Origin of the sequence: Bacillus sp. DWP3-1, assembly GCF_049896565.1 — a bacterium.
Taxonomy (GTDB): Bacteria; Bacillota; Bacilli; order Bacillales; family Bacillaceae; genus Bacillus.
This window is the reverse complement of record NZ_JAFCUN010000004.1, coordinates 296,010-322,454: the sequence shown is the minus strand read 5'-3', so window position 1 is coordinate 322,454 and position 26,445 is coordinate 296,010. Positions and strand designations below refer to the sequence as shown.

Annotated in this window: 22 protein-coding genes and 1 riboswitch; of the genes, 6 read left to right on the top strand and 16 right to left on the bottom strand. The window is 40.9% G+C overall.

From position 1 onward, the window contains the following. Positions 1–48: 48 nt before the first annotated feature. Positions 49–732, bottom strand: coding sequence for a response regulator (locus ACP7A0_RS11385; protein ID WP_060595580.1), 684 nt, complete (start codon positions 730–732; stop codon positions 49–51). After that, positions 729–2,348 carry an ATP-binding protein gene (locus ACP7A0_RS11380; protein ID WP_411265982.1) on the bottom strand — a complete coding sequence of 540 codons (1,620 nt, stop codon included), beginning with the start codon at positions 2,346–2,348 and terminating at the stop codon, positions 729–731. The genes ACP7A0_RS11385 and ACP7A0_RS11380 overlap by 4 nt, the downstream gene beginning before the upstream one ends. A gap of 67 nt (positions 2,349–2,415) precedes the next feature. Here ACP7A0_RS11380 and ACP7A0_RS11375 point away from each other — a divergent pair, with 67 nt between their 5' ends. Then, the gene (locus ACP7A0_RS11375; RefSeq protein WP_034663982.1) at positions 2,416–3,513 is read left to right on the top strand and encodes a DctP family TRAP transporter solute-binding subunit; all 1,098 of its coding nucleotides are present in this window, start codon (positions 2,416–2,418) and stop codon (positions 3,511–3,513) included. Between the two features lie 25 nt (positions 3,514–3,538). Here the strand turns inward: ACP7A0_RS11375 and ACP7A0_RS11370 are convergent, their stop codons facing one another. Next, entirely contained in the window at positions 3,539–4,369 is an 831-nt protein-coding gene (locus tag ACP7A0_RS11370) for an EcsC family protein (RefSeq protein ID WP_426005173.1), read from the bottom strand. Positions 4,370–4,526: 157 nt separating this feature from the next. Here ACP7A0_RS11370 and ACP7A0_RS11365 point away from each other — a divergent pair, with 157 nt between their 5' ends. The 4 genes from ACP7A0_RS11365 (at position 4,527) to ACP7A0_RS11350 (ending at position 7,291) form a co-directional block, all read left to right on the top strand. Continuing rightward, the gene (locus ACP7A0_RS11365) at positions 4,527–4,787 is read left to right on the top strand and encodes a GlsB/YeaQ/YmgE family stress response membrane protein (protein WP_034663984.1); all 261 of its coding nucleotides are present in this window, start codon (positions 4,527–4,529) and stop codon (positions 4,785–4,787) included. Between the two features lie 224 nt (positions 4,788–5,011). Beyond that, positions 5,012–6,289 (top strand): Nramp family divalent metal transporter, encoded by a 1,278-nt coding sequence (locus ACP7A0_RS11360; RefSeq protein ID WP_106037117.1) that lies wholly within the window; start codon positions 5,012–5,014, stop codon positions 6,287–6,289. A 70-nt stretch (positions 6,290–6,359) separates the two neighbouring features. After that, a complete protein-coding gene (locus tag ACP7A0_RS11355) occupies positions 6,360–6,929 on the top strand; it encodes a GNAT family N-acetyltransferase (protein WP_034663987.1) in 570 nt (189 codons plus the stop codon). A 98-nt stretch (positions 6,930–7,027) separates the two neighbouring features. Then, a complete protein-coding gene (locus ACP7A0_RS11350) occupies positions 7,028–7,291 on the top strand; it encodes a hypothetical protein (protein ID WP_034663988.1) in 264 nt (87 codons plus the stop codon). A gap of 40 nt (positions 7,292–7,331) precedes the next feature. On the opposite strand, the gene ACP7A0_RS11345 is transcribed toward ACP7A0_RS11350, so the two are convergent. From ACP7A0_RS11345 to ACP7A0_RS11290, 12 genes are all read right to left on the bottom strand, one after another. Beyond that, positions 7,332–7,556 carry a hypothetical protein gene (locus ACP7A0_RS11345; RefSeq protein WP_003214145.1) on the bottom strand — a complete coding sequence of 75 codons (225 nt, stop codon included), beginning with the start codon at positions 7,554–7,556 and terminating at the stop codon, positions 7,332–7,334. Positions 7,557–7,647: 91 nt separating this feature from the next. Next, positions 7,648–8,094: a toxin-antitoxin system YwqK family antitoxin gene (locus ACP7A0_RS11340; RefSeq protein ID WP_034663991.1), complete on the bottom strand. Its 447-nt coding sequence runs from the start codon at positions 8,092–8,094 to the stop codon at positions 7,648–7,650. A 221-nt stretch (positions 8,095–8,315) separates the two neighbouring features. Continuing rightward, positions 8,316–8,825 (bottom strand): hypothetical protein, encoded by a 510-nt coding sequence (locus ACP7A0_RS11335; RefSeq protein ID WP_034663993.1) that lies wholly within the window; start codon positions 8,823–8,825, stop codon positions 8,316–8,318. Positions 8,826–8,839: 14 nt separating this feature from the next. Continuing rightward, entirely contained in the window at positions 8,840–10,396 is a 1,557-nt protein-coding gene (locus tag ACP7A0_RS11330) for a ribonuclease YeeF family protein (protein WP_426005169.1), read from the bottom strand. Between the two features lie 234 nt (positions 10,397–10,630). Next, complete coding sequence (locus ACP7A0_RS11325; protein ID WP_334750819.1) at positions 10,631–12,352, bottom strand: pyruvate oxidase; 1,722 nt, start codon at positions 12,350–12,352, stop codon at positions 10,631–10,633. 70 nt (positions 12,353–12,422) lie between these two features. Further along, positions 12,423–14,249, bottom strand: a complete 1,827-nt coding sequence (locus ACP7A0_RS11320; RefSeq protein ID WP_034663998.1) for an APC family permease — start codon at positions 14,247–14,249, stop codon at positions 12,423–12,425. Between the two features lie 112 nt (positions 14,250–14,361). After that, positions 14,362–14,506, bottom strand: a riboswitch (cyclic di-AMP (ydaO/yuaA leader). Positions 14,507–14,575: 69 nt separating this feature from the next. After that, positions 14,576–16,663 carry a cellulose biosynthesis cyclic di-GMP-binding regulatory protein BcsB gene (locus tag ACP7A0_RS11315; protein ID WP_426005166.1) on the bottom strand — a complete coding sequence of 696 codons (2,088 nt, stop codon included), beginning with the start codon at positions 16,661–16,663 and terminating at the stop codon, positions 14,576–14,578. Positions 16,664–16,667: 4 nt separating this feature from the next. Further along, complete coding sequence (locus tag ACP7A0_RS11310; protein ID WP_392387702.1) at positions 16,668–17,891, bottom strand: glycosyltransferase family 2 protein; 1,224 nt, start codon at positions 17,889–17,891, stop codon at positions 16,668–16,670. Between the two features lie 37 nt (positions 17,892–17,928). Then, entirely contained in the window at positions 17,929–19,644 is a 1,716-nt protein-coding gene (locus ACP7A0_RS11305) for a DUF2334 domain-containing protein (RefSeq protein ID WP_034664005.1), read from the bottom strand. Then, positions 19,634–20,485 (bottom strand): diguanylate cyclase domain-containing protein, encoded by an 852-nt coding sequence (locus ACP7A0_RS11300; RefSeq protein WP_426005163.1) that lies wholly within the window; start codon positions 20,483–20,485, stop codon positions 19,634–19,636. The genes ACP7A0_RS11305 and ACP7A0_RS11300 overlap by 11 nt, the downstream gene beginning before the upstream one ends. Next, on the bottom strand, positions 20,466–21,548 hold the full coding sequence (locus tag ACP7A0_RS11295) for a glycosyl hydrolase family 8 (RefSeq protein ID WP_034664009.1): 1,083 nt from the start codon (positions 21,546–21,548) through the stop codon (positions 20,466–20,468). The genes ACP7A0_RS11300 and ACP7A0_RS11295 overlap by 20 nt, the downstream gene beginning before the upstream one ends. Positions 21,549–21,745: 197 nt before the next feature. After that, positions 21,746–23,932 (bottom strand): DNA topoisomerase III, encoded by a 2,187-nt coding sequence (locus ACP7A0_RS11290; RefSeq protein ID WP_095285980.1) that lies wholly within the window; start codon positions 23,930–23,932, stop codon positions 21,746–21,748. Between the two features lie 183 nt (positions 23,933–24,115). On the opposite strand from ACP7A0_RS11290, the gene ACP7A0_RS11285 reads away from it, so the two are divergent. Further along, positions 24,116–25,261: a hypothetical protein gene (locus tag ACP7A0_RS11285; RefSeq protein ID WP_426005160.1), complete on the top strand. Its 1,146-nt coding sequence runs from the start codon at positions 24,116–24,118 to the stop codon at positions 25,259–25,261. A 31-nt stretch (positions 25,262–25,292) separates the two neighbouring features. Here ACP7A0_RS11285 and ACP7A0_RS11280 read toward each other — a convergent pair whose 3' ends face one another. Beyond that, positions 25,293–26,348, bottom strand: a complete 1,056-nt coding sequence (locus ACP7A0_RS11280; protein ID WP_426005158.1) for a tartrate dehydrogenase — start codon at positions 26,346–26,348, stop codon at positions 25,293–25,295. Positions 26,349–26,445 lie beyond the last annotated feature (97 nt).

Below are 26,445 nucleotides of genomic sequence, written 5' to 3'. Positions count from 1 at the left end.
GGCTGTGAAGCTTATGGACATATCGTACATTTTGGTCTTTTTGGTCTCTTAGTCAGAATGTACGATATATTTATTGACAGGCCGGCCAACCCCGCCATATTGCATATCTAATTTCAGCTCGCCTTCTTTCACTAAGAAGTCTAAATACCGGCGTGCCGTGACACGGGCAATGCCGAGTGCATTGGCAACTTCCTCTGCAGACTGCGGGCCTTCCTGCAAGCCCATATAGGCTTTAATTTCATTCATCGTATGCACATTCAGCCCCTTAGGGAGCCAAGTATCCTCCTGCTTAACAGCAGGCTTTCGTATGATATCATCCAGCATCTCCTGAGAAAATTCTGCTGCTGTGCGAATTTTAGATTTAAACGCTTTATAGTTTTCAAGTGATTCTTTCATACGTTCGAACTTAAACGGCTTGATGATATAATCTCGTGCGCCATTTTGAAGCATGATGCCAATGGTCTCTTTGTCCTTTGCCGCAGAAATAACGATCACATCCACCTGTATCTTTTGCTTTCTAATGTCTTGAAGCGTCTTCACGCCATCTTTTTTTGGCATATATACATCGAGGACAACAAGGTCTGGACGAATTTCTTTGATCAGCTGGATGCCCTGCTCCCCATTACCTGCGACTGCCGCAACTTGAAAGCCAGGAACACTCTTAATGAACTCTTTATTCACTTCTTGCACCATCGGGTCATCTTCAATTAATAGCACCTTAATCTGAGTCATCTGTCTCTCTCCTCTATTGTCATTGGGAATTCGATTGAGAAGGTGGTACCAATGCCGATGCTTGATGTGACTTCTACATTTCCCATTCCTTTGTCGATAATCGTTTTTACAATATACAGGCCATAGCCTGTTCCGCCTTCTTTGCCGTGTGTGAAACCTTTATCGAAAATATAAGGAATCATTTCCTCTTCAATCCCGGAGCCATTGTCTTCAATTAACATCGCGAGGACATCCTCGGTTTGATCAATACTAATAGAAATGCGTTTTGTGTTTCTTTCTACAGTATCATACGAGGCAAAGGCGTTCTCGATCAGATTGCCAAGCAGCTTCGTCATATCATGCTGATCTAGACGCTCAGGGAAATCACGCAGACAGCTATGTTCGTCTACTTCGACCTTTATGCCTAGCTCCTTGCCCCTTCTGATTTTGCTCATCAATAATCCCGCAACGGCATCATGCTGAATGACGCGGTGAAGAAAGTCCATCACATGTTCCTGTTCTTCCGTCGTTTGAAAGGCTAGATCGAGCGCCTGATCGGGTTTACCAAGCTGAATCAGCCCGGCAATCGTATGAAGCTTGTTCATATGCTCATGGTTTTGCACCCGCAGACCGTCAACAAAGTTCTTGACTCCGGTTAACTCCTCTGCCAATTTTGCCGCTTCTGTCCGATCCTGAAAAATGGCGACCGCTCCGATAATTTTCTTTTTCATGACAATCGGAATCCGGCTGCTCATAATCCGCTTTCCGCTCATATGAATTTCTTCATTGTAAACGGGTTCAGCGCGATCAATGATCTCAGGGAGTCTTGTGTCAGACAGCACATCCCAAATATTTTCGCCTACGACATCCCCTGTCACACCAAAAATTTGCTTCGCCTTTTCATTAAAAATGGTGATCATGTGCTGATTATCAATGGCGATGACCCCTTCATTAATAGAGTGGAAGGTTGCGGTGCGCTCCTCTAGCATTCTGACAATCTCATGCGGCTCCAGCTTAAACATTTGCTGTTTAATATGACGGGCGAGCAAAAATGAGCCTACAAGCCCAAAGCTGAGCGTCAGCAGAAGGATCATGAGGATATCCCGCTTCATTTCTCCTAATATATCAATCATACTTGGCAGCGTTCTCCCTACAAGGACAACCCCTGTTTGATTAAATTGATCATCCTTCACTGGATAAAAGGCTCTGATGGCTGTCCCAAGCTCTCCCTCTGCTTCTGAGAAATAAATATGCTCTGCAAAAGCAGGCTCTTCATCTGTCCCCTCCGAGCGCTGACCAATCCTTGTTTTTACTGGATGCGTTAATCTCACATGCTCCATATCCATGACGACAATGTAGTCAGCATCTTGAATAATCCGAATCTCTTCGATGGCATGCTGTAATCGGTTACGTTCCTTTGTTTGATCAGCTAACGCCTGCTTCACCTCATTCATCTCAGCCACTGTTCTCGCCGTGTTCATGAGCCTTTTTCGAAGCTCTCGTTCCTCTGTTTGCTGGATTCCCCCAACAAGGACAATTCCTCCGATTAAAAGGGCGAAAATGACAACGAAATATGTGAGAATGGTGAGCTTCCATCTAATAGATAATTGTTGTAATTTCAATCGATTTCTCATCATTTTTTCACCTGTATCTTTACGAATTCTTCCTCGGTCAAGTATGCTTGACATAAGGGGGATCGGACGCATGAAGAATTTACTCGCCTATACACTATTGCTCATAATCGGTTTTGTAACCGCTTTATACTTTGGTTTTTATCATATGATGCCAAAATCAGCGACGACCTTTGATGATGAACAGACAGGGCTGAAGGATCAGCTTGTGTTCAAATTTAGCCATGTCGTGGCAGATAATACACCAAAAGGACTTGCCGCAAAGAAATTTGCTGAGCTTGTGCACGAAAAATCTGATGGGAAGATCAGCATTCAGATTTTCTCCAACGGGAGTCTTTATTCTGATATAGAAGAAATTAATGCACTTAAAGAGAATCAAGTTCAATTTATCGCCCCGTCTACCTCGAAGCTCGGCATGCTGTCCCCTGAGTGGCTGGCTCTTGACCTTCCCTTTGCTTTTTCTAATTATGATGCGGTTCAAGAAGGCTTGCACGGTGCAATTGGCCAAAGATTGTTTGGCACCCTGCAAAAAGACGGGCTAAAGGGAATGGCCTATTGGACAAATGGCTTTAAGCAAATCACCTCTAATAAAGGTCCAATCAAACAGCCTGGTGATTTAAAAAACCAATCTCTCCGCATTATGCAAAGCGACATGATTGAAAAACAATTCAAACTTCTTGGCGCAAAGCCCTATCAGGAATCGTTTAATTCAACGTTCCAGCTATTAGAGACAAAAAAAGTAGACGGTGAAGAAAATACCATTTCAAATATTTATTCAAAAAAATTCTATCATATACAAGACTATATGACGATCAGTAATCACGGGTATTTGGGCTATGTGGTCTTAACAGATCAATCCTTCTTTGAACGCCAGACACCTGAAACGAAACGAATTTTACTTGAAGCCATGGAAGAAACAACAGCTTGGAATGAAAAACATGCAGAACAGATGAACAAAGATCAGCTAGAGGACATTAAACGGGAATCGCCGATTGCCATTCATGAATTGACGCCAGCAGAAAGACAAAAATGGGTGAAAGCCCTCGATCCTTTGTATGAGGAAGCCGAAAAAACCATTGGTTCCACCCTAATCAAGCAGATTCGCGAGCTGCGTGCGCGTTATGAACATTCTCCTATCCATGCTTTTCAAGATGAGGATGAGACCAAATAAAAAATCCCTTTGAGAAAGGGATTTTTTATGCACCAGATTCACTCTGTTCTTGCTGCGTGAGCTCTTCTAATCTTGTGACAATTCTTCGCTTTCGGTATTGCATCATGCCTGTTTCGGCAATACCTTTTAGTTGTGAGCGGTTGGAGACTGCGCCAAACAAAATGCCTGCTATGGGAACAAGCTGAAACAGTTTCTTCCAGCCAAACGAATCCCGGTAATTATACACCACTTCACGCCACCCTTGGATTTGGGAAATCATGTTTTCGTGCTTTCCTTCTGAAGCTTGATAGCTCCTCAGCTCTTTTAATATAGATTTCTTCCCCACCACATCAGCAGAGTTCAGCTGTAAGCATTTTATGATGAAGACCCGCTCTTCCTTGTTTTTAGGATCATAGCCATAGGTGACGGCAATATCCTGTAATGTTTTAAGGGAAAGACCCAGTACCGCAGGAATATCTGCTGCCAGCGTAAACATACCGCCGACACCAGTTGTCGCACCTTGTACCGTGGCGAGGTTCGTCCTGTTTTTCCCCATATGTTCACTAATGGCATCCATGATTTCAATAGGAGCTTTTTCAATATCTTCTATGTTCTGAATGGAATCATCAGCACATTTCTTTTGAAATTGATGGATGATGCCTTTTTCTGATGTCAAATAGGCACCGCCTGATTGAATGTAATGCCCCATTTCATCAAGCAGCACACCGATTTTTTTCTGAATAAAGGCAGGCGTCAGCTTGTCCAGCATTTGAAATGGAAGGCGGCTGAGTTTCTCCCAAAACCATACCTTTTGCTGGTCTTTCTCCCACTGTTCAATCTCCTTTAATTGTGCTTTTAGCCACTCTCTTTCCTCCATGCCATTTGCCTCCTTAGATGCCGCTCAAGTATTTGTTTGTTATTATACACAATCCTTGTTCATCATACGTATAGAACATTGAAGCGGTTTCGAAAGGTTTGAAACTTTTTCAAAACGGTTATTGCTTAATACACAAACAAAAAGAGGAGTGATCAACATGTTAGGATTTCTGATTTCATTAGTTGTGGCGATTGTCATCGGCCTTATTGGCAGTGCACTCGCTGGAGGTAGTGTACCAGGAGGATGGATCGGTTCAATGATTGCCGGGCTTGCAGGTGCTTGGATTGGTCATGGATTACTTGGAACGTGGGGTCCTAGTCTGGCAGGCTTTGCGATCTTTCCAGCAATCTTAGGAGCAGCGATCTTTGTCATTATCTTAAGCCTGATCTTCCGTAGTGTGGGATCAAGGGTATCTTAAAAAAAACGAATAACAGAGGAAGCAGTAGGGACACCGTCTAAGAGGCGGTGTTTTTTATGTGATGGATTGACAAGGTATCTATTTTTTTCACTTACATATGATAAACAAACCTATTAGTTCAGATAGTTGACTTTTCATGAAGATGGGCATATGATGATTAAAAATTGCATCAAGGAAACTTTTTGTGCCAAAGCAAAACTTTTGTAGAATCTAGGTGATGACATATGACAAACAAATACATCGAGGCACAGGCACACATGTCAGCGGCAGCTGAACGTGCACTTGAAGGAAAGGTCAAAGGATTTAGAAGGCTCCTTCCTTTTCTCGGCCCTGCTTTTATCGCAGCCATTGCATATATTGATCCAGGAAATTTCGCTACCAACATTGCGGCTGGCTCCAAATACGGATATCTCCTTTTATGGGTCATTCTCATATCAAATCTCATGGCTTTGCTCATCCAGTCCTTATCCGCAAAGCTTGGAATCGCGACAGGTAAAAACTTACCTGAAATCGCACGTGAAGAGTTTCCAAAACCCGTTTCAATCGGTTTATGGATTCAGGGAGAGCTCGTCATTATTGCTACGGATTTAGCTGAGTTTATCGGGGCGGCACTTGGTTTATACTTGCTTTTTCGAATCCCTCTGCTTGAAGCATCTATTATCGCCGCTATCGGTTCATTTGCGATATTAGAGCTGCAAAGACGAGGCTATCGAGCATTAGAAGCAGGTATTACAGGCATGCTGTTCGTTGTCGTGATCGCTTTCGCTGTGCAAACCTTTGTCGCCAAACCAGATATCGCAAGTGTCGCTGGCGGACTGTTCATTCCAAAATTTGATGGCGCAGACAGCGTGCTGCTTGCAGCTGGAATTTTAGGCGCCACTGTGATGCCTCACGCAATCTACTTACATTCAGCTTTAACCCAAAGAAGAGTCGTCGGCAGAACGGAAAAGGAGAAAAAGCAGATTTTCCGCTTTGAGTTTTTAGATATCCTCATTGCGATGATAGTCGCCGGGGCCATCAATGCCAGCATGTTGATTGTGGCAGCCGCTTTATTTTATAAAAATGGTCTCTTTGTTGAAGATCTGGATGTTGCGTTTCAGCATTTTGATACACTCGCAGGGCCTGTATCAGCCATCTTATTTGGTGTAGGTCTGCTTGTAGCCGGACTATCCAGCTCTTCTGTTGGTACACTGTCAGGCGATATCATTATGCAGGGCTTTATTCAATACCGAATCCCGCTATATGTCCGCCGGCTGATTACCATCATTCCCCCTATTGCGATCATTGCATCTGGGGTGAACCCGACCTCCGCGCTTGTGATGAGTCAGGTCGTCTTATCCTTTGGTATTGCCTTTGCTTTAATTCCGCTCATTTTATTTACAAGTAAAAAGCGAATTATGGGCGAATTAACGAATGCCCGCTGGGTGACAGGAATATCTTGGGTGATAGCAGCTCTTGTTGTAGCACTTAATCTTTTCTTAATTGTAGATACGTTTATGTAAAAGACAGTGTTGAGCTGTCTTTTTCTTTCCATTTGGTTATGGTAGAATTCCCCTGAGAGGATGTGGGTTCATGTTTGTTTATCAGGATCAAGAGATATCCATGCGGCTGCTTGAGCCAAGAGACGCAAGAAGTCTGTATTTGCTCATTCAGCGGTCGAGAGAGCATTTACGTGAATGGATGCTTTGGGTGGATTCAACGCAGACAGAGGAAGACAGTATGGCGTTTATCCAAGGCGCCATGCAGCAAGCGATGCAGAACAACGGTTTTCAAGCGGGCATCTGGTCACATGGAGAACTCGTCGGCATCATTGGCACCCATCAAATTCATTGGATCAATAGGACCGTTTCAATCGGCTATTGGCTCGGAGAAGGCTATCAAGGAAAAGGCATCATGACAAAAGCCTGCCAAGCGGTCATTCGCTATTTATTTGAAGAGTGCGGACTGCACCGTATTGAGATTAGGGCTGCTGTCGACAATCAGAAAAGCAGACGCATTGCAGAGAGATTATCCTTTTCGCTTGAGGGAATATTAAGGCAATGTGAATGGCTGGGCAATCGCTTTACCGATCATTGTGTGTACGCCCTTTTACAGCCTGAATATATGAAACAAAAAACGTATTCGATGAATCAGCCTACTTAATTGTGTCGATTGCATGAATTATTTTACAAAGTGAAGCTTTGTAGTATCCGTTGTGATCGGCATCTGATAAAATAGAAGGAAAAATCGAGGTATGATGTATGTCTCTTATTATTTTATTTTACTTATGGATTGTCCCTTTGGTATTTGGTATTTTCTTCTCATTCCTAACAAAGAAAGCCACCTACAAACGCCGCTTTGTCCCATCCTATAGCATGGTAGGACTCAGCATCGTTTTTCTCATTCTGGCACTCGTCTTTTCAGCCAGCCATTTTCTATTTATTTGCGGTATGTTCCTATTTGCCACAACCCTTGTCGGCACAGGCATCCCTTTATTCTTAGCCTTTGGAAAAACACCATCCTAAACAAAAACCACCTTTTCACGATGAAAAGGTGGTTTCTTTTTTATTGAAGTGGCATTCGGTATGTCATCGTGGCATTTGGATGTTCTTCAATCGTCTTCATCATGTCTTGAAGAATCTCTGCTGCGCGATCATTTGAGTCATACTTGCCGAGCATCTTTGCCCAAGAAGTACTTCCCAAGATCATCCCTTCAATTTTTTTCCCGCTTACTGAGACTTCTTGGACATGAATTAGAGTTTGCTGGTTTTGTGTGAGGATCCATAGCATGGTTTTTATTCTCCTTTTCAATTTGTAATGATTTCTACTTGATTTCTTCTCATTTTAAGCTTTTTTAACTGATAATTCATGTGACCATTGATCAATCATTGAATTTTTCAGCATATATTAAATCTGATTCACTAGGTTCTGCCTTATGCTCTTTCACATTACCCTCTTTATCATATTTTATGTAAGTCATCTCTCGGCCAGCAATACATTCACATTCATACTTTTTATTTCCATTCTCAAAAAACTCAACTTGATATCCCTCTGTAGCGTTCTTCCTCATATACCCTATTTTTTTCACACTGCCATTTGAGTAAAACTCCACATACTTCCCCTGTTTAATACCTTTCTCTACATAGAAATAACTTTCAATATGTCCGTTTTCGTACATATCATAGGCTAGTCCAGTAAATAGTTTTTCTTTCCCTCCTTGAGTATATTCTACAATCGCTAGTTCGTAGGGTCCCCCATACTCTAGAGACTTTTCAAACTCAATACCACTTTCTATAACTAACTTCTTTGTCAATATATCATTCAATATTAAAAACCCTTTCAGTTTCTAAGTTTGGACAAAACAAAAAACAGCTATAAATAATTATATAATCCGTTTTCACTTGATCATGAGGTGGCTTCTAGCACTTTCTTGATAATTAAAAATTCTTTCACCATATTCATCACTATCAAATAATTTTCTAAACTTCGATCAACACAAAAAACCTTTAAAGACATTTAGCCATCAAGGTTTTTGTATTTCATAATACTTTAATTCAATGCATCTTCTAATGTTTTCTTTTCATGTTCTAACATACCACTTATGATAATACCACAAACTACTTCTTCTTTATCCAAAACAAATCCTACTGTATCATTTTGTAAAATAGACACTGCAACATTTTCTGAGAATGAAATTAATACCCTATCCTTCCCTATATATACGTCTAATTTACCTTTTTCGTCTATATAGGTATTATCATTAGATTCTTCTATCTGAAAACTCGGTACACCTTTAACCATATTTATATCTTCCATATCTAATTTCAAACTTTCCATTTTGTGTACATTTTCACTTAACGTTAGTGTAATTGAACGAATATTACCTGTATATTTCCCTAAACCTATTTCAATTAAAGATTTCTTGAAATCTCCAGTTCTCCAATATATCGTTGGCTCTTTTGATATATTCCAACTACCAAATTCTATATTAATCGGTGTATAAAGATCATATTCAATGTTTATAGGTTGACTGTCTTTATAATCTATTACTTTTAACATCATCATTTCTCCTTTTAAGGCATATACACAGCATGCTTTATTACTGGTAGTAATCCGTCTCCCCGGGGTTTACTAAATATTAATTCCCAATTACCTACCTTCATAATTTCTTCATATTTAATTCCTTGCTTAGCAGCATTGTTAACAGAGCTTTGGAAACTCGACAATAAAGTTTGACTATTTATCGGCATACCATGTGTAGTAGCATCTCTTGTTATATACTCAACCATATGTTTTGTTCCATTTGGATGCACCCAGAACTTTCCATCTGCTGTTGCTAATTCAAAAGATTTTGGGATTTTTGTACCTTCATAAAGTGGTTGAGTAACTTTTATATTCCTCCACACTGTACCATTATCTACATTTTTAGCAGTACTTTTAACCCCCATCTTCCCATGAAACCCTTTCGCCCCAAACGGCAAAAGCATTCCAAGCGCTGCGTTCATGCTCGCTTCCTGCTGTTCTTTCGAGACCTTATTTCCAAACATATCTCGCCCCGTAATCGCTTCGCTGAAACCGTTGGTGGCGGTGATGCCATATAAACCTTTTTGTGATGTTTTTAAGGCGTCAAAGGACTTTTGTGACGTCTTGTAGACGTCGACTGCCTTGACTGCGGCTGATGTGGCTTGAGTCGTTTTATAGACAGCCTTTCCGCCTTTGAAAATGCGCCCTGCCCAGCCGACTATTGGAATGTAGCCTGCCGCTGCCATGCCGCCTGCGGCGACGCGCTGTCCTGCGGTAAGTTCTTCGCCTGTGATCGGGTCAACGCCCGTTGCGGCGCGTTTTGCATCGTTTACTCCAGTCAGTTCATTCACGATATTTCCACCATAATCAAGTGCTTTTTCATACCAAGGGCGGTTGGCGAGTGCTTCTTGTTCCTTTGCGATTTCTCTAGCTTCTTCTTGTTCTTTTTTAATTTTGAGATATTCAGCAGTTTGCTTCTCAATATCGCTTTTTGCCTTGTAGATTTCGCTATTTTGATACGCTTTCTTGTCAAAATTCATCGGCGAAATGGCTTTTCCATCATTTGTCGCATTCATCATTTCTGCGTACAATGCCATTGTAGCTTGCTGCTCCGTTTCTGACAAAGCATATTCATCTTTTAAATTTTGATCAAGCTCTCTTAGGTCTTTTACTGTCTTTTTTCGTTCATCTTCTGCATTTGCAATTTTTTCATCAAAGGTTTTGCTGTCAAATACCTCTAGAGAAATGAGGTCGTCGATGTCTTGAAAAATCGTTTTGAGTGCCTTTTTTTGATCCTTTACAATGCTTTTGGCATTTTTGATGCCCATATGTACAGCGTTGTCTAAAAAGTGTTCTTCTACGAAGGTATCGCCGCCAAAGTTTGTATCATCGAGTGTCCCAGAAACACCTTCATGAAAGGCTTTTTGCTTATCAATGAAGCTGATAAACATGTCTACATTTCCAGCGAGCTCTTTGTAGAAGCTTTTAATGTTATCGGCACCTTTCCCAGTGAAGTCGTCACCGAGATTAGAAACACCTTGTAATGCTTTTTTTAAATCTACCATTTGTTCGCGGAGTTCCTGGTAGTGTTTTGCCCTTGCGTCCATGGCACTTGTTAGTGCTTTTGCATCAAGTATCTTGCCCAGAAGAAGTCACTCCCTCCATTATTGATCATAAAGTCTATTTTACCTTTCTCATCGAATTGGAAAAATAGGCTTTAAGTTACAAAATTAATTTCCAAATATTTTAATAGAGATGAAGGCAAGTGACAATTGAAATGATTTCCCTAATCATCACAAAAAAAAGTCAGCCTTCTTTTCAGAAGACCGACTACCTTGTGTTTAGAAAAAGCGTTTGAGGCTTTTCTTGAGTGGAGGGATATCCAGCTCACCTTTTTCAAAGAATTTTTTCAATAAATATTTACTGAAGCCTGCTGCTTGGGTGTACGTGATTTTTCCAGGTAACGGGGGTTCATTGGCGACAGTGACATCAATAATGACTGGTTTATCCGATTGAAGGGCTGTATCAAAGGCTGGAGCTAGTTCTTCATGTGATGACACGGAGATTCCTTTGCCGCCACATGCTTCTGCAAACTTAGCAAAATCAATATCCTCTAGCTCTATACCATAATTGATGTTTCCTTTTACCTGTTGTTCATATTCAATCATTCCCAGGTTGTTGTTGTTTAAGATCACGACAACGATCGGCAGCTTATATTTTACAGCTGTCACAAAGTCTTGCATGACCATTGTGAAGCCTCCATCACCACAGACAGCAATGGCTTGTCGGTTCGGTTCATTTAACTTAGCCGAAATCGCACCAGGTAAACCACAGCCCATTGTGGCAAGCCAGCTGGAGATAATGAAATCCTGCTGTTTCATTTCGAAATGACGTGCCATCCAGACCGTCACATTACCAACATCAACTGAAAGAATAGCGTCGTCTTCGACTGCTTCTTCTAATCTAGCAATGACTTGCTGTGGTTTAATCGGTGAAGTAGCAACGGATTTTTCCTTATCCATTTCTTCTCGCCACTTCATCATATGCTCTGTACAAGCTTCAAGAAAACCACGCTGCTCTTTATATTCAATGTAGGAAGTCAGTTCATGCAAACCACTCTTGCTGTCGCTCACGATTCCCACATCTACTGGATATCTTTTACCGATTTGATCTGGTTTAATATCCAGTTGAATGGCTGGCGTGTCCTCTGGTAAGTAGTCTCTATATGGAAAGGAGGTTCCAAGCATAATTAAGAGATCACATTCTTCCATCGCTTCATATGCCGGCTTCGTTCCAATTTGACCTAGGTTACCTAAAAAGTATGGATGCCTGTCTGGCACAACCCCTTTTGCAGGGAGTGTGATGACGATAGGAGCAGCTGCCTTTTCTGCAAATGAAAGAAGCTCTTCTTTTGCATTTCTTAATCCTTTACCTGCTAAGATGACTGGCTTCTTCGCATTGTTAATCAGCTGAGCTGCCTTTAGCAGTTGATCTTTCTTTGGCCGTACTTCTCCCTCAACATAAAGAGGAGATGTATAAATGGGTTTACGCTTAATTTTTTGAGAAAATAAGTCATCCGATACGGTGAGAACTGCCACACCTTTATGGGTATAAGCTGCTTTGATGGCTTGATTCAATAAGTCAGGCAGCGCTTCTGCCGTCTGTACCTGCTGATTAAAGACAGCGACATCATCAAACATCCGCTCTAATTTGATTTCTTGGAATGCGTCTCTTCCTACTTCGGCCGAAGCAACCTGTCCTGCAATTGCTAAAACTGGTGCACCATCTGCTTTTGCATCATATAGTCCATTTAATAAGTGGACAGCACCCGGTCCAGCGATTGATAAGCAGACACCGAGTTTACCTGTTAGTTTGGCATCAGCCGCCGCTGAAAGTGCTGCCACTTCTTCATGTCTCGTTTGTATAAATTGTATTTGGCTTGATTCATGCCTAAGTTCTTCAATCAATTCGTTTATGCTGTCGCCGGGCATTCCATAAATATGTTTCACGCCCCACTCTTCCAGTAGCGCTGTTACTTCTTTTCCTGCGGTTCTTTGCGGCATGTGAGAAAACTCCTTTTTTCTTACTCCATACCACCGCATCCTTTTAATCAAACGTTTCAACTTGCTTTTGCTACTTTTTAAAATGATATGGGAGGGTCGCCACCACAATATCACGCTTCCATAAAAGGCGGAATCTTAATAAAAAGGCAGATTGATTATGCAAAATGGTGTGCCATCTTTTTTTCGGGATAAATTGAGGCACGAGCACCATCACTTTATATTGATGCGCATTTGCTTTTGCCTCAATGGTTTCAAGAAATTTATCAAGCGGGTGAATGAGGCTTCGATAGGAAGAATGCAGCATCACAAGCCGTACACCGCTGTTTAGTTTTTCCCAATCCTCTTCAATTTTCTTATCCTTTTCTTTATCAAAGGATACATGAACCGCTATGACTTGATCTGACAAAGACCTTGCATATTGGACAGATTGTTCGACGACACGTGTTACACCTGCTATCGGTACGATGACCACATTCCCTTTAATCTCAACAGGCTCTGTTTCATTCAATAAACGCAGTTGTTCTCCAACAGACAGGTAATGCTTTTTAATGGAATGAAAGATAAATAGAACAATAGGCATGAAAACAAATACTGGCCATACGAGATGGAACTTGGTCAAAATGAGTATCATGAAAACTGTAAAAGAAATCAGTGCTCCGACTATATTGATTGGCATTTTCGTTTTCCAGCCCTGCGGTTTTTCTCGAATCCACTTCACACACATGCCGGTCTGCGACAGGGTAAATGGAATGAACACACCGACAGCATATAGCGGGATGAGGTGTTCTGTTTTCCCATCAAACAACCAAATGAGCAGCATAGAGGCTACGCCTAAAAAGATAATGCCATTGGAGTAACCAAGCCGGTCTCCTCTTACAGTAAACATACGCGGCATATATTTATCCTTTGCTAAATTGACAGCCAATAAAGGAAAGGCTGAAAAGCCGGTATTTGCCGCTAATATTAAGATTAGCGCTGTGACAGCCTGAATCACGTAATAGAAAAACGTACGTCCAAAAGTGTCTGATGCAATTTGTGATACAACCGTTTCTTCTGGCTTTGGTGAGATGCCAAAACCAAATGCAAGCAATGTGACTCCCACAAATAAAACGGCTAGTAATCCACCCATCATCAATAATGTTCTTGCTGCATTTTGAGCAGCTGGTTTTTTAAAGGATGGAATGGTATTTGAAATGGCTTCTACTCCAGTCAGAGCAGAACAGCCAGATGAAAAAGCTTTTAATAACAGAAATAATGTAATGCCTTGTACGTGTGTGCCTACCGCTGCATGCTCAGGTGCTGGCGGTACGCCTCCTGTTAATAATTTGAAGCCACCTACTCCAATTAAGATAAGGAGTGAAAATACAAACAAGTATACAGGATAAGCCAGGATAGATGCCGATTCTGTCAATCCACGAAGGTTGAGCACCATAATCACGATGACCAATACAATTGAGATCAAAACATGATATGGATATAGTGCTGGAAAAGCCGATGTGATGGCATCAGTACCCGCTGATATGCTCACTGCTACAGTCAAAATATAGTCTACAAGCAATGACCCACCAGCGATCAATCCTGGTTTTTCACCTAGGTTTCTGCTAGAGACAACATATGCCCCTCCGCCTTCTGGATAAGCATAAATGATCTGGCGGTAAGATAGAATTAATGCCATTAAAAGAATTAATACGCAACCTGCAATCGGGAGTGAGTACCAAAATGCTGCTGCACTAACCACGGAAAGAACAATTAAAATTTGTTCTGTACCGTATGCAACTGATGACAATGCGTCTGATGACAATAATGCCAACGCTTTGATTTTTGATAGTTTTTGTTCTCCTGCTGCCTGTGATTTTAATGGTTTACCAATTAAAATACGCTTCATCAAACTGTACATGTGATGCCCGCTCCTTTAGTGTCAAACGATTTAAATTACAAAAGATGGATCGCCAAAAAGACACAGAGGCAATAGAATGCCCCTGTGCCTATTGTTTAGATCACAGGTTGGTCTTTGCTCTCTTTAACGCTTACGAGGTTAGCTGACGGATTCGGGCGCATGAGACTTTGCCCTACCTAAAAAGGATTCACCCCACGTGGTGCTTTCCACCACAATTGGTTCCCCCGCTCATCGAAATGATTCAGCGATTGGTCTTTTATAAAAGAGATCATACTCCCGTTTGACACCAAAGTAAAGAGATTTTTTCAAGGTCTTTTGACCGTTTATCACTCAGTTTTTTTGCGATTTTTTCGTACGAAATAAACAATCATCATCACCACAAAAATGATCAGTACAGCGATACACGCAAAGTAAATCCAAGACTCACCATCGCCTTGCTTTTCACCTTTTTTCAGATCATTTGTTGTGCTGGTGACTGTTTGATGATTAGAGAACATCTCTTTGTTTTTGCTTTCTATTGCAACTGTTGCGGTCTCCGTATTTGTTTGAAGGAAACGTATCATATCATTTGAAACATCAGCGTCAGCTGCCGTCATTCCTGCAAAAACGGTCATTGTTTGTTCTTTATTCCATACAGATGGCTGCGTCCATACAATACGAGCTGTGGTTTCGTTGATCATGCCAAATGAGGATACATCATATTGACCCTTTTTCGCTGGAACGATGAGATCGTCTGCTTTTTCTTTTAAAAGAGAGAATGTCTGGATGCCCCCGATGAAAATGAGAGAGTTCTTTTTCAATTGTTCATTTGTCACATTCGATGCTTTGATCAAATGATATTGAGCAGCTTCCGGCTGACTAAATGATTCTGTCAGCATCGCCATTTGATTGATCGTTGCTTGCTTGATTTGATCTGGCATGATGATCAATGTGTTTCCTTGCTGTGTTTTTGAAGTGTAAGGAAGCGGCCATGCGGCTAAATCCGGTGTATCACTATTTGTTCCTTCTGGTATTTGAAGAGAGCTGTTCTTGTCAATGTAAATCCAGCCTTCTTCATCCGTATGTCTGCACGATTCCATGCTTTTAAAACCCGTTGTGACAAATTGCAAGTCCACATACTCGTTCTTTTGAAGCACTTGCGAGTCTACTGGAATGGACACATGATAGAATCCATTCTCATCTTTGTTTCCTAGTTTTGTTAACGGTATGTCGTACGGTTCGTTATTGATCATCACTGTTAGACGTTCCGCTTTGTTCGCTGGATCCGATTTTTTAAATGATAGATTTAGTTTTGCACCTGATTTTTGTTGAGCGATTAATGCTTTCGGATAATAGTAGTGATCAGATGCCGTCTTTTTGGTTCCAACTGTGACATCATCTCCGCCAAAATCTATTAAACGAATATGATGCGATGGCTTAGAAGCATTAGCTGTCACCTTTTGCAGCAGCAGGTCGGTACCAGTGAGCTGACCCGTCAGTTCAGGTTGAGTCAGGACACTGATTTTTTCAGCAATTGTCTTTGGCTGCTTAGCAGAGACAAATAAAATGGGCTGTTCTTTTTTCTTTGCTGTCAGGGTTCTCACCGCTAACGTAAGTTGATTGCTTTCTGTTTTAATTCCAGCCGCTTGCTCGATTGATTTCATTCGTCCTTTCCAGCTTCCTTTTGCTCCCACAGCAATGGTTGGATGCGCAATTTGCTTGAGGTCCTTTTCTTGAACGAGTTTGAGGTCTGCTAGACGGTCTTTGTTTTTCAACGTACGATAGATTTTCATAGCCGCTTCTAATTCAGCCGCTTCCGGTGTATTTGGAATCACAATATCTGTTTGTTCTTTCTGCTCACCTGATGGAATAAAAGGTGAAGGGAAGCTGTCTAACGTCACGTCTTTCGTTTGAGCTCCTTTGAACGCCAGCTCACTTTCAGGATATACTTTCAGCCAATTGGCAGGTGTCTCTTGGTTGATACACACACCTTCTTTTAACACACCATAAAATGCGAGCTGAATTTGATGAGATCCTTTTTTCAATTGCGCTTTGTTCAATTTGATTTGAATCGATTTTTTTTGGTTTTTCCCTGATACAGGGATTGTCTTTTCAATCTCTCCATCGATCATCACTGTGAAAGACGATGGCGAAATGAGTAATGGTGAAGCCTCTATATTTAATGTAAGAGTGCTAGACTCTACTTTTTCTTTCTCCATTTGATAGGAAAATTCAGTGCGGTCTTCTTGTCCATACAAAGTCACCACATCTTCTGATAGATGCTGCGTTTCTGTTTGACTTCCTTTTGATGAGCGAACCCAATCGTCTTTCACTTGTACTCGATTGGATTGCGCCATTGCTTGACTTGCCATGAAAAAAGGCTGAATAGCAAGGGATAGCGCTAATATAAAAATCATCCATTTGACCGATTTCAATTTGTCACCCGCTTTTCTTTTGTTGTTGATCGTAACGCTCCGTTTTGTACCATTTCACTTCTTGTTTCAATAATCGGCTCTTCACCTCTACACATAAGGAGTACACGACAAGCGCAATCCATACTTGAGAATAGGTGAAGTACATGAGGACCACAATGAGAATGTTTTGTTTGGTGAGCTCTGTTTTCTCAATACTTAATGTAATCATCACTTCTGTTAGAAAGAGGAAGAAGGCTAATCCCCACAGGATCAGTGCGACAGTCCCTACAGATAAGTGAAGGTCAACAAATAGGTTCACAATAAAGATGCCATTTGAGAGCAGAACACCGAAGAAAAATAAGAAATACGTAAAGAAGAAATAAAACAAATCGAAAATCATTCGTTTTCGTTTCAGCTTCATAAACTGTCTTAAAAATTTGAGTACAACATATTGATTACCTCTAGCCCAGCGCGTTCTTTGCCGCCACCAGACCTTCCATGTCTCAGGCTCTTGTTCCCATGTGATCGCAGCTGGGAAAAATCGAATCACATACCCAAGGTTATACACACGGATCGTTAATTCGGTGTCCTCGGCCAAAGCTTGGACATCCCAGCCGCCGAGTTCTTCTAAAATGTGCCGGCGGATGGCGAAGTTGGTGCCTGGTATTGTCGCAATCCCAAACCACTTCCATCTCCCGCCCTGCGCCATCCATTGGAAGCAGATGGTCTCAATATTAATAAATTTGGTCAGCAAATTTTGGGCTGCATTGATCACTCTGAATTTCCCGACAACGGCGCCTGCTTTTGGATCATTCAATAACCCAAGAACCAAATGATAGACAGCCTTTTGTTCCGGCATGTTATCTGCATCGTATACGCAAATCACTTCTCCTGTCGAAGCCTTCAATCCTTCATTCAGTGCAGTAGATTTTCCCTTCCCTGCAAATGGCGGCTTCGTTTCAATCATATGGACATGATCATATTGCTCACTGAATGATTGCACAATATCTCCTGTGCGATCAGAGGAATTGTCATTAATCACAATGATTTCAAGGAGGTGTTTAGGATAAGATAGCTGGACCATCGCTTTTAACGTCTGCCGAATGACAATTTCTTCATTATGAGCAGGAATCAGGATACTGACGGTTGGCAGCTCTTTCCCTTGTTTTGTCCATTTAGGCAGCACTTTTTCATAGGTGAGGTAATGCTGAAAGCCGCCCTGCATGAGAAACATGTGGTATAGGAGCATAGTCCAAATCAGTAGTAATGAAAGATAAAATAAGACATCAGCCACCTAATTTTCTCTCCTTAAAAATTCGTTTTTTCATTGTCAGTCTTAAATACAATGTGTATAAAGCAAATGCCGCAATAAATAGCATCACCACGACTGTAAGAATTCGCAGCATATTTTCTATGCCGCTTCGTTTGACTGTTTTTGTTTCGGCTATGTCGGATTGCTCTACTTGAATATGTCCATTCCCTGATGTTTGGATTTTTACATGTGCAGTTTGGACCGTCTGTTTTGTTTTCTTTAAATCCAGCCATTCACTAGAAGGGATTGCCTCCATCTGTGTTATCAGCTCCTGTAATCCGGCTATTCCTGATTCTACATCATAGGACAGTCCGATTGCGGCTGATTGAAGATGCTGCATGGATTGAATCGTCTGTTCAGTTAAAACATTTGAATCTTCTTGGTCAGACGCTGTCTCTACTGGTCGCTGAGGATATAGGGTCATTCCATGTAACATGGCAGGAGACGTCACCAGCGGCGGTGCACCGACTGTTTTCCAAGTGCGGTCTGACAGCTGCACCTGTCCAAATAGACTTGACACATGCCTTGAAATCACTTCATAACCTTGTTGAGATATGGCATCATGCGGCACCTCGAACGCAAGAGGATATAGACCTTGCTGGGCAAGAAGCTCGATGCCCTTTGTCAGTTTTTCTTCTGTATAGGCGGTTTCTTGCTGCTGATTCGATCTGGTATAAGCATTAAAGTCTTTTTCATTTGGGAACTGACTTTTACTCCGTTTCTTCTCAGTTTTTTTGGGATCATTTGACGTGATGGACTGATCATACTTTGCATCCCAGAACTCAAAGCTCTGACCAGATTCCTCCGTTCGATACGTACGGCTAAAGCCATGAAGAATGATACTCGCTCCATTGCCTTGCAATTGTTTTAACACATTCACGAGCTTCGGGCGGTCACTCAGTGTGACTTCATCACCTGTTTCTCGATCCATCCAAACAGGAGTCACTGCGATCTGAAAAGGAATATGCCGTGCGGATACGTATTGTCCAAGTTCAAGCAGCTTCTTCTCGTCACTTGCTGGACTGATGTTCCCGAGCATTAAGTATTTTGTCGTCATTTGCACAGAAGAAGGCATGTATTTTTCTAGCACTTCTGCAAGAATTTTGTTGTGCTGCACGACATCTAAGATTCCGATATATGCCGCACCTTCTTTTGTTTGAATCACAAATGGCAGATCAGCTTGATGATTCTTCAATAAAAGTTCACTATGCAGGGCTGCCCCTCGAACCGTTAACGCACTGATACTTCTCTCTAGCTGACGGTATGTCTGATCATGTGTATGTTTCATTTGACTGGTATGATCTTGTTTGTGAAAAGTAAGCTTGGAGAATGGGCGAAGCTGTTCCGCATTGTATCCAATGGCGATGACCTGCTGTGATTCGTTCATCGCACGAATGGTTTGTTTTGGCAAGGTTCTCTTTATTTCACCGAGATAAATGACTTGCTGAAATTCATTGATCCTCTTTTCAGCCAAATGTTCATCGGATACAATCGTCGTCTGTTTAGAAAAATGACCGGCGAGTAGATCCAGCATATGAACGGCTGGAGTCACTTCATCCGATTGTGTGGAATAAACGATCAGGGTATTTGGCTGCGTGACAAGAGCATCGGCTGAAGCCATGTGTTTAAACGAAAGAATCGAAAAAAGCGCGATCATCAAACAACATTTCATCAAAGAATTAAAGTTCATTCATCATCATCTCTTTTTCTAGTTCTTCTAAAAATTGCTCTGGCGTTCGATAATCCGAGCTGCTTGTTAAATGACAGACAAGAAATGTCAAGGTCACTTCACGACCGTTTAACAGGACATGCGGTTGCAGTTTATTCTTTAGCTTATCAAGGACAACTGACACGTTTTCTTCTGGTGTGTGAGTTAGCAGCAAGCCCATTCGATCTTCGGATAATCGAAATTTCTTATCGGTTTCTCTTACGCTTTCGCGGATCTTGAGACTTAATTGCTGAAATAGGTGCTGCATTTCTTTTTTTCCATATAACGATTTGAATTCCGCTGCGTAATTCATATGAAGAAGAATAAAGACAAATGGCTGTTTGTACCGTTCTGCCCGTTTCATTTCCTCGGACAATTCGAGCTTCATCCGCTCAGCATTGTCAAATCCTGTTGTCGAATCAATCGCCACAAATTGTTTGATGGCCTGCTTTTGTTGTTCAATGGTGTGACGCAGCATCTTGATCCGTTCATGCAAGCTTCCCGCTGAAATAGCAAAAAAAAGAAGTGCTACGCCCCAAATCACTACATCTTGCAATGTTTGATTTGAAAAAAGGGGATTTTCATGACCAAACTCTGTAAAGAACATGGCGCTTCCTATAAAGAACAAAATAAGCAAGGTGAAAATTAATGCTGGTAGGATACCAAATAAAATACCGCAGCCTAACACGACAAATGTCAGTGCGATGATCATAAAGCTCTCCGCATCTTGTACGTTGAGATAGCCCATAAACAAAATAAGGCCTGCAAACGTGAGGAGCAGAGAATAGTACAAGCGATACGTGTTACTGAACAACCGATTCATTTAGAAGCTCCCTTTCTGCAATCAGAGGCAATAAGTTATCAAATGAGTGTGTGTCTTTTTCGTTCATATATCCTCCGTAATAAGGCTTGAGAGGATCTTGGGTTTGTAATTCTTTCATGCGGTGATAAACAGCCTTTGCAAATTCAAGCTCGTTTTGTTTAAGGGCATACAATAGGACAAGTGCATATACCGAAGGCGATTCATACGTCACAGATGGCTGCAATGTGCTCAGCTTATATCTCCCGTACAGTTTTCCTTCTTGTTTAAAAGTCGTTTTAAGCCATTTCATGATCGCAGACGTATTAACCTTTGCATGATGGGCATGTAGAGCCGTATAGAGTTGATCGATCATATTGATTTCTCGATCAAACGAATAGGTTTTTTTCTTTATGTCATAGGATTTAGGAAAGAATCCTTTTTTTCTCGGTGCTTGTTTTAGAATGGCTAATTGGTTACTGGTCATTTGTTTCGTGAATATTTTGAGGGATTCCAATTCTTTGATTGCTTTTGGGTCTATATAAGAGAGTGTGATTGTGTGTGAAGTTCGATTTGTTGATGCATCATAATAATCGGACAATATGCCTTTGAACATGTTTTTTTCTTTTAACGCTTGAGCGATTTCTTTTGCTGTCGTTTGATACGCTGACTTCTTCCACAAACGATTTGCCTTTTGAAGTGCCGCCACTACACGTAAATCATCAACTAAAGCATTGGCCTTACTTTTTTGCTCAGATTCAATTTGCCAGCTGAGAAGATGATGGTCTAGTAAAAATTGATCTTGTAGAACACCCAACTGTTGGTCAAATAAATTTTGATCTTTTTTTCGAACAAGATAATCCATCCAAAGTCCGAGTGATTCAGATAAGTAGATGTGCTGCTCTGCAAAAGAGGTACGAATCAAGCCTTGATCTGTCATTAAGTGGTGAGTGATAAAATATTCTCCAGGCAATACAGGCTGTGGCGATACTGGATCAGCTGATTCTTTCTGCTGCTTCCAGGTACATCCGCCTAGTAGAATGACAATGAGTAAAACAATTGCTGTACGATATATGCGTGTATGCATTCGTGTCCCCTTTCAACTCCCCGTTCTCTAAGCATCTAACGATTTATTATAGAGCGTTTTTGTTTAAATTTAAATAAATATTTTATACCAAATTACGAGTCTTTTCGCATATTTATTCCCATTTTCAGAAAAACAATATGTCGATATGCTTGAGAACACTGAAAAACCCATGCGTTTCCGCACGGGTTTTTACACAACTATTGATCTAATTTTAGTTTCTTTAATTGTTCAGCTAGTGCATTATTAATTGGTTCTTCCACTTTCTTTTGTTTCTTCAAATATTTAGACACATCGTGCTTACTGGCTTTCTTTTGATTGGATTGAGATTTGCGTTTTTCGAAGACAGACAGTTTTTCTCTATGGCCGCACACACAAGCAAAGATTTTGCCATCGCCTTCTCCGCGCAGCTCGAGCTTTTTATGACAGTTCGGGCAGCGTGCGTTTGTTTTCTTCGCCACATTTTTACGATGGCCGCATTCCCGGTCCTGGCAAACAAGCATCGTTCCATGTTTTCCATTCACTTTCAGCATCAGTTTTCCGCAGTCTGGGCAATGGGTGCCAGTGACATTGTCATGCTTAAAGGTCTGGTTCGTCTGTTTGATTTCAGATACGGCTTGTTTCGCATATAATTTCATTTCACTCATGAATTGAGAAGCTTTCAATTGCCCTTTTGCGATTTTAGAAAGCTTTTGTTCCCATTCCGCTGTTAACGCAGGAGACTTTAAGTCTTCAGGCACTAAAGAGAGCAGCTGCTTTCCTTTCGATGTGATGAAGATGTCTTTGCCCTTTTTCTCGATTAGGAAGCTATTGAACAGCTTTTCAATAATATCTGCTCTTGTTGCTACTGTCCCTAGACCACCTGTTTCACCAAGGGTTTTCACTAAGTCTTTTTCCTCTTTCTGCATAAATGCCGCTGGGTTTTCCATGGCAGATAATAGGGTCGCTTCATTAAAACGTGCAGGAGGTTTCGTTTCTCCTCTTGTTTCTTTCAGCTGTCGTACGTCTAGTGACTGTCCTTCTGAAAGCAGCGGCAAATGTTGATCCACCTCGGCTGATTCCTCTTCTTCATAGGAATCATCGTACACGGCTTTCCAGCCAGCTGATTGCACGATTTTCCCTTTTGCTGTGAACGTTTCACTGCCTATTTTGGCGATAACCGTTGTTTCTTCGTACTCAAAAGGATTCATGAGTACCGCAAGGAATCGTTTGGCAATAAGGTCATATAATTTACGCTCTTTATCACTTAATGCACCTGGATACAGCTCTTCCTCGGTTGGAATGATCGCATGGTGATCTGACACTTTTGCATCATTGACGAAGCCTTTGTGCGCTTTTACACCTGATTGTAAAATCCGGTTCACATGCTGCGCGTATGGTCTGACGTTCATTCCTTTTAATCGGTCTTTTAATGTGGGAACGATATCCGCTGAAATAAACCTTGAATCTGTACGTGGATATGTCACGAGCTTATGCTGCTCATACAATCGCTGAAGTGTAGATAATGTTTCTTTTGCTGAGAAGCCATAGCGTTTATGCGCATCACGCTGCAATTCAGTCAGATCGTACAGTCCCGGCGCAAAAGCTTTTTTAGCTGTTTTTTTCAACGCATCAACCACTGCTGGTTTTCCTTCGCATGCTGCCACGCGCTCTTTGATCACATTCTCTTGGAAGGTACGGTTTTGCTTTGTTTTAGCATCCTGCCAGGTCAAAGTCAGTCCATCTACTTGTGCAGTCAATCCATAGAACGGCTTCGGCTGAAATTGCTGAATGTCTTCTTCTCGTTTGGCGATCATGGCAATCGTTGGTGTTTGCACCCGTCCGCAGGAAAGCTGTGCATTGAACTTGGTTGTCAGCGCTCTTGTTGCGTTGATGCCGACAATCCAGTCTGCTTCTGCACGTGCAACTGCCGAGCGATACAGGTTATCGTATTCTCTGCCGTCTTTTAATCGTTTGAAGCCTTCTTGAATGGCTTTGTCCGTGACAGATGAGATCCATAGTCGTTTCAAGGGCTTTTTCACATGTGCTTTTTCAAGAATCCATCTTGCGACAAGCTCCCCTTCACGTCCAGCATCTGTTGCAATGACAATGTCTTTGACATCTTTTCTCGCAAGCTGCGCTTTCACTGCTTGGAATTGTTTGCCTGTCTTTTTCATCACCACAAGCTTAAGCGGCTCTGGAATGATCGGTAAATCCTCTAAACGCCAGGATTGAAATTCTTTTCCGTAGCCTTCTGGATCAGCCAGTGTGACCAAATGGCCAAGCGCCCACGTCACAATGTATTGATCTCCTTCTAAAAAGCCATTTCCTTTTTTATGACACTTCAGCACACGTGCAAGATCACGTCCGACCGAAGGTTTCTCTGCTAATACAACTGTTTTTGACACTAGATTTCACATCTCTTTCTTCTATCCATCCTTTTATTATAGCAGACGTAGAGATGCGGTTCTAATGACGGATTATTTCTTCAACTGTGTGATGATTTCATTTTAGATTGTCCTATATAGCTATTGGTACACACCTTCACAAATGTTATAATTAGTATAAAAAGAAAAAATTAAGGAGAACGAATGCAAACTGTTTGGACCTACATCACTAAAGTTAGTATAAAAAAAGGTTTGAATTTATCTTTAGGGTATTATATTTTGATAAGTTTACTTAGTTCCATACATATTATGATATTTAAACTATCATTTTCTCTCATCCCATTATTTTGGATTTTAAAAACCATATCTATATATATATCAACACTTAAACTTAAGCACCTAGATATTACTGATGAGAACTTTAAAGTAGACCGTCAAATCCGAGGTCAAATTATAATGTTAATATCTATAATTTTTATTTTAGTAGAAATAACCATTGGTTTGAATTTCAATATATTTTATCATTTTTGGAATAGTATCCATGGAATTTCTTTGCTTTCTTTTAGTTTTTGCTTATTTCTAATCGGTTTATCAATATATCGCAATAATTTTTACATTAGATTTTTAGGGATTATTAGCACTACATTTTTGGGATTTTTCGGTTTGATTTTTTTAATCCTTTCAGTTTTAACGTTGGTTATAACTCTTTTTTCATTTTCCACAAACAATAATGCATATAATCACCTTATAAAATTCATATCAACTTTCAAAAATGAAAACCTTATTATTGTTTCTTATATTCTTAATGAGAAATATATTTTTGTTTTTATTATAATAACTATATATTCTGTAATATTTCTTTTAATAATTATTATATTTCATCCACCATATCAACTGGATCAATTAAGCAATGTACTTAAATTAAGTAATATTATCATTTCATTAGTATCTATCTCTATTTTTTTTCATGTAAGTATTAATTTCTCTGGACCTTCATTATTAGAACAAAAACAAGTTGCATTGAAATTAGCAGAAAAAGAAAAAATAAATTTCAATGAGATAAATATATATATAAAGAATTTTTCAAAAGCTAATCTTATTAATCTCGCTACAATTTTATTTACACCTTACATCGTTGCACTTTTAGTTACAAATTTCTTTTTGGATTTGAAGAAAAATCTAGCTAAGAAAAAATCCTCGAAAATTTTAAGTGAATGTATTCACTTAGGTATTTGTTATAAAAATGAAGATATCCAAAGCAAAAAATATTTTTTCTATGCAGGAGATAAAATCGCTTGGTTACTATATAACACACTTTCAAAAAAAATAAAGTCTAAGGGCGAGTTATAGATAATACTTGCCTATATTTATAATTAATACGTTATTTCTTCAATCGTTTGATGATTTCGTTTGTGACTTCTTGAGTTTGATAGACGCCGCCGATGTCTGCCGTTAAAAAGCCGTCTGCTGTGACTGATTCGATGGTGCTGAGAAGGTGCGTACCCAGCTCTTCTTCTCCGAAATGATCAAGCATCAGTTTAGCGGTCCAAATTTGACCGATTGGGTTGGCGATTCCTTTTCCCGCAATGTCTGGAGCTGATCCGTGTACAGGCTCAAACATGGATGGGTATTTGCCATTTACATTGATGTTGGCGGCAGGCGCCACGCCAATACTCCCCATAATGGCTGCCCCAAGATCCGTCAAAATATCACCAAACAAATTACTGGCCACAATCACATCGAATTTTTCTGGTCTTGTTACAAAGAAGGCTGAGAGCGCATCAATGTGCTGAGAGTCTGCTGCCACCTCTGGATAATCCTTTGCTACGTCTTGAAACACTTCATCCCAAAAAGGCATGGTATGGACGATCCCATTCGATTTGGTTGCACTCGTCACATGCTTTCGTCTTTTTTCTGCTAATTGAAAGGCAAAACGCATCGCACGCTCTGCCCCTTTTCTTGAGAACACTGCATTTTGAACAGCAAGCTGATCTTCTCCTTGATAAATACGGCCTCCAATTTCACTATATTCACCTTCACCGTTTTCTCTGACAACTAGAAGATCGAAATCCTTTGGCTGCGTAAGCGGTGAGCGAATGCCGCTCAGCTGTTTTGCAGGTCTGACGTTTATCACCTGTTCAAATTCCCGCCTAATCTTAATAAGCAGTCCCCAAAGCGATACGTGATCCGGCACTAAATTGGCATCTCCGACAGCCCCTAAGAAAATGCTGTCAAAGGTTTTCAGTTGATGTAATCCATCCTTTGGCATCATCTCGCTATGCTCTAAATAATATTCACAGCTCCACGGAAAATCCTGAAAGGTAAAAGACAAACCGCCATGTAATTCTGACACCGCTTTCAATACTCGTATGGCTTCAGGTACAACTTCCTTCCCAACCCCGTCACCTGGTATCGCCGCAATTGAAACATGCTTCATTCATTTCTCCCCCTTTATCGTCGGTCGACCGTCGACCGTTTAAATTTGAGTTTACTAGAGAGTTCATGTTCTTTCAATGGACAAAAGACGCTTTTTT